The following is a 3,034-nucleotide window of genomic DNA, read 5'->3' on the forward strand; positions in this document are numbered from 1 at the left end:
ACTCACGCTGCCGTCGCTGGACCCGAACCCGCTCACCGAGCCGTCGTTCCCGACCGGTGCCTGGTCGATGGAGCCGGCCTGCTCGGCGCCCCGGGCGATGTTGCGGGCCATGCCGCCGAAGACCACGGCGTGGAAGGGCGCCACCGCCCCCCAGTACGTGTGCCCGGCCAGCCCGCGCGGCAGGAACACCGCCCGCTGCTGGTAGCGGCTGCGCCCGTCCTCGGTGGGGATGGCCCGCATCTCCAGCCAGGCCCGGCCGGGCAGCCGCATCTCGGCGCGCAGCCGGAGCAGCTCACCGGGCACGATCTCCTCGACGCGCCAGAAGTCCAGCGCCTCGCCCACCTGGAGGCGGTGCGGGTCGCGCCGACCCCGGCGCAGTCCCACGCCGCCGACGAGCCGGTCCAGCCATCCGCGCACCGACCAGGCGAGCGGGAAGGAGTACCAGCCGTGCTCCCCGCCGACGCCCTCGATCACCCGCCAGAGAGCGTCCGGCGGCGCGGCCACGGCCCGCTCCCGGACATCGGTGTAGGCGGTGCCGCCGGACCACTTCGGGTCGGTGGGCAGCGGCTCGGCCGGGGCGTCCGGGCCGCTCGCGGTCGACCAGCGGGTCTCCACCTGGCCGTCGCGGACCTTGGTCAGGGCCAGGGCGACCCCCTGGTCGAACCCGGTCAGCCCGTCCGGCGAGTCGGGGAGGTACGTGGCGATGTCGTGTTCGTGTGCCACCGCCTCGTGGATCAGGCTCTCCACCAGCGGCCGAGCGATGGCGCTCGGCACCGGGGTGATCAGCCCGACCCAGTGCGAGGACAGGGAGGGGGTCAGCGGCCGGACCGGCACGATGATCCGCCGGCGCAGTCCGGCCACCCGGGCGTAGCGCTGCATCATGTCGCCGAAGGTGAGGACGTCCGGCCCGCCGATGTCGAACGCGCGGTTGACCTCGGGCGGCAGGTGCACGCACCCGGCCAGGTAGCGCAGCACGTCGCGGACCGCGATCGGCTGGATCCGGTTGTGCACCCAGCGCGGGGTGACCATGGCCGGCAGCCGCTCGGTCAGGTAGCGCAGCATCTCGAACGACGCCGAGCCCGAGCCGATGATGACCGCGGCCCGCAGTACCGCCGTCGGCACGCCGCTGGCCAGCAGGATCCGCCCCACCTCGGCCCGGGAGCGCAGGTGCGGGGAGGGAACCTCCCCGTCATCCTTCGGCTCCGGCCCACCCAGGTAGACGATGCGGCGTACGCCGGCGGCGCGGGCGGCGGCGGCGAAGTTGGTCGCGGCCTCCCGGTCGGCGGCCTCGAACCCGGCCTGCCCCAGCGAGTGCACCAGGTAGTACGCCACGTCCACGCCGTCGAACGCCGCCGGCAGCGTCTCCGGCCTGCGGAGGTCCCCCTCGGCGATGTCGACCCGCGCCGCCCACGGCACGTCGCGCAGCCGACCCGCCTTCCGGGCCAGACAGCGCACCGTGTGGCCCTCGGCCAGCAGGCGGGGCGTGAGCCGTCCGCCGATGTATCCCGTCGCTCCGGTCACCAGGCATCTCACGGCTTCCAGTGTGCGGCCCCATAGACTCTGGCGCTGTGGACACCGACATGCCGACCTTCTGGGGACCGGACTTCGACCAGCTCAGGGCGACCGACCCGGAGATCGCCGGGGTGGTCCTCGGCGAGCTGGAGCGGCTGCGCGGCGGCCTCCAGCTGATCGCCAGCGAGAACCTCACCTCTCCGGCGGTGCTCGCCGCGCTCGGCTCGACGCTGACCAACAAGTACGCCGAGGGCTACCCGGGCCGGCGGTACTACGGCGGGTGCGCCGAGGTGGACCGGGCCGAGGAGATCGGCATCGCCCGGGCGAAGGAGCTGTTCGGCGCCGAGCACGCCAACCTCCAGCCGCACTCCGGTGCGAGCGCGAACCTGGCCGCGTACGCCGCCCTGGTCCAGCCGGGGGACACGGTCCTCGCGATGGACCTGCCGCACGGCGGCCATCTCACCCACGGCAGCCGGGTGAACTTCTCCGGCAAGTGGTTCCACACGGTCGGCTACACCGTCCGGCGGGACACCGAGCTGATCGACTACGACGAGGTCCGCGACCTCGCCCTCGCGCACCGCCCGAAGATGATCATCTGTGGCGCGACCGCTTACCCCCGGCTGATCGACTTCGCCCGGTTCCGCGAGATCGCCGACGAGGTCGACGCGTACCTCATGGTGGACGCCGCCCACTTCATCGGTCTCGTCGCCGGTGGCGCCGTCCCGTCGCCGGTCCCGCACGCCGACGTCGTCTGCTTCACCACCCACAAGGTGCTGCGCGGCCCGCGCGGCGGCATGATCCTCTGCCGGGAGGGCCTGGCCCAGCGGATCGACAAGGCGGTCTTCCCGTTCACCCAGGGCGGCCCGCTGATGCACGCCGTCGCGGCCAAGGCCGTGGCGCTGCGCGAGGCCGCGCAGCCCGACTTCCGGGCGTACGCCACGCAGGTCGTCCGCAACGCGCGGGCGCTCGCCGCCGGGCTGGCCGCCGAGGGCATGCGCCCGGTGTCCGGTGGCACGGACACCCACCTCGCGTTGATCGACCTGCGGGAGGTCGGCGTCACCGGTGCCGACGCGGAGGCGCGCTGCGACACCGCCACGATCACCCTGAACAAGAACGCCATCCCGTACGACCCGCAGAAGCCGATGGTCGCCTCCGGCATCCGGGTCGGCACCCCCAGCGTCACCACCCAGGGCATGGGCGAGCCGGAGATGGCCCGGGTCGCCGGGCTGATCGCCCGGGCGGTCCGCACCGACCCGACCGCGCCCGGGGGCTCCGACGACCTGGCCCGGGTCGCGTCCGAGGTGGCCGAACTGGTCGCCGCGTTCCCGGCGTACCCCCGTGGCTGAGTCCGGGGTGCGGGAGCCGGCGGCGCCCACGGCGGACGACCGGCGCTGGCGGCTCCGGCACCTGCCGGTCCTGCTCGCGGCCGAAGGCACCGGGATGGTCGAGCAGGGGTTGCAGGGCGCGCAGCACCCCTGCGACGGCGGCGGGGTGGGCCATGTTGTCGCCGGTCACCACCACC

At 74.3% G+C, this 3,034-nt stretch carries 2 protein-coding genes and 1 pseudogene; 1 reads left to right on the top strand and 2 read right to left on the bottom strand.

Annotated elements, in window-relative coordinates; all coding sequences use genetic code 11:
• A partial coding sequence (locus AB0I76_RS26235) for an SDR family oxidoreductase (protein WP_357040696.1) occupies window positions 1–1,533 on the bottom strand: 1,533 nt, incomplete at its 3' end.
• Window positions 1,534–1,580: 47 nt separating this feature from the next.
• On the opposite strand from AB0I76_RS26235, the gene glyA reads away from it, so the two are divergent.
• Entirely contained in the window at window positions 1,581–2,858 is a 1,278-nt protein-coding gene (gene glyA / locus AB0I76_RS26240; RefSeq protein ID WP_357040698.1) for a serine hydroxymethyltransferase, read from the top strand.
• A gap of 82 nt (window positions 2,859–2,940) precedes the next feature.
• Here glyA and AB0I76_RS26245 read toward each other — a convergent pair.
• A pseudogene (locus tag AB0I76_RS26245) lies at window positions 2,941–3,034 on the bottom strand (metallophosphoesterase); the annotation flags it as partial.

Source organism: Micromonospora sp. NPDC049799, from assembly GCF_040656655.1.
In the GTDB taxonomy this organism is placed as follows: domain Bacteria; phylum Actinomycetota; class Actinomycetes; order Mycobacteriales; family Micromonosporaceae; genus Micromonospora.

Coding starts and splice junctions, on each gene's coding strand:
- glyA (WP_357040698.1), top strand. CDS start 1,581: ATGCCGACCTTCTGGGGACCGGACTTCGACCAGCTCAGGGCGACCGAC.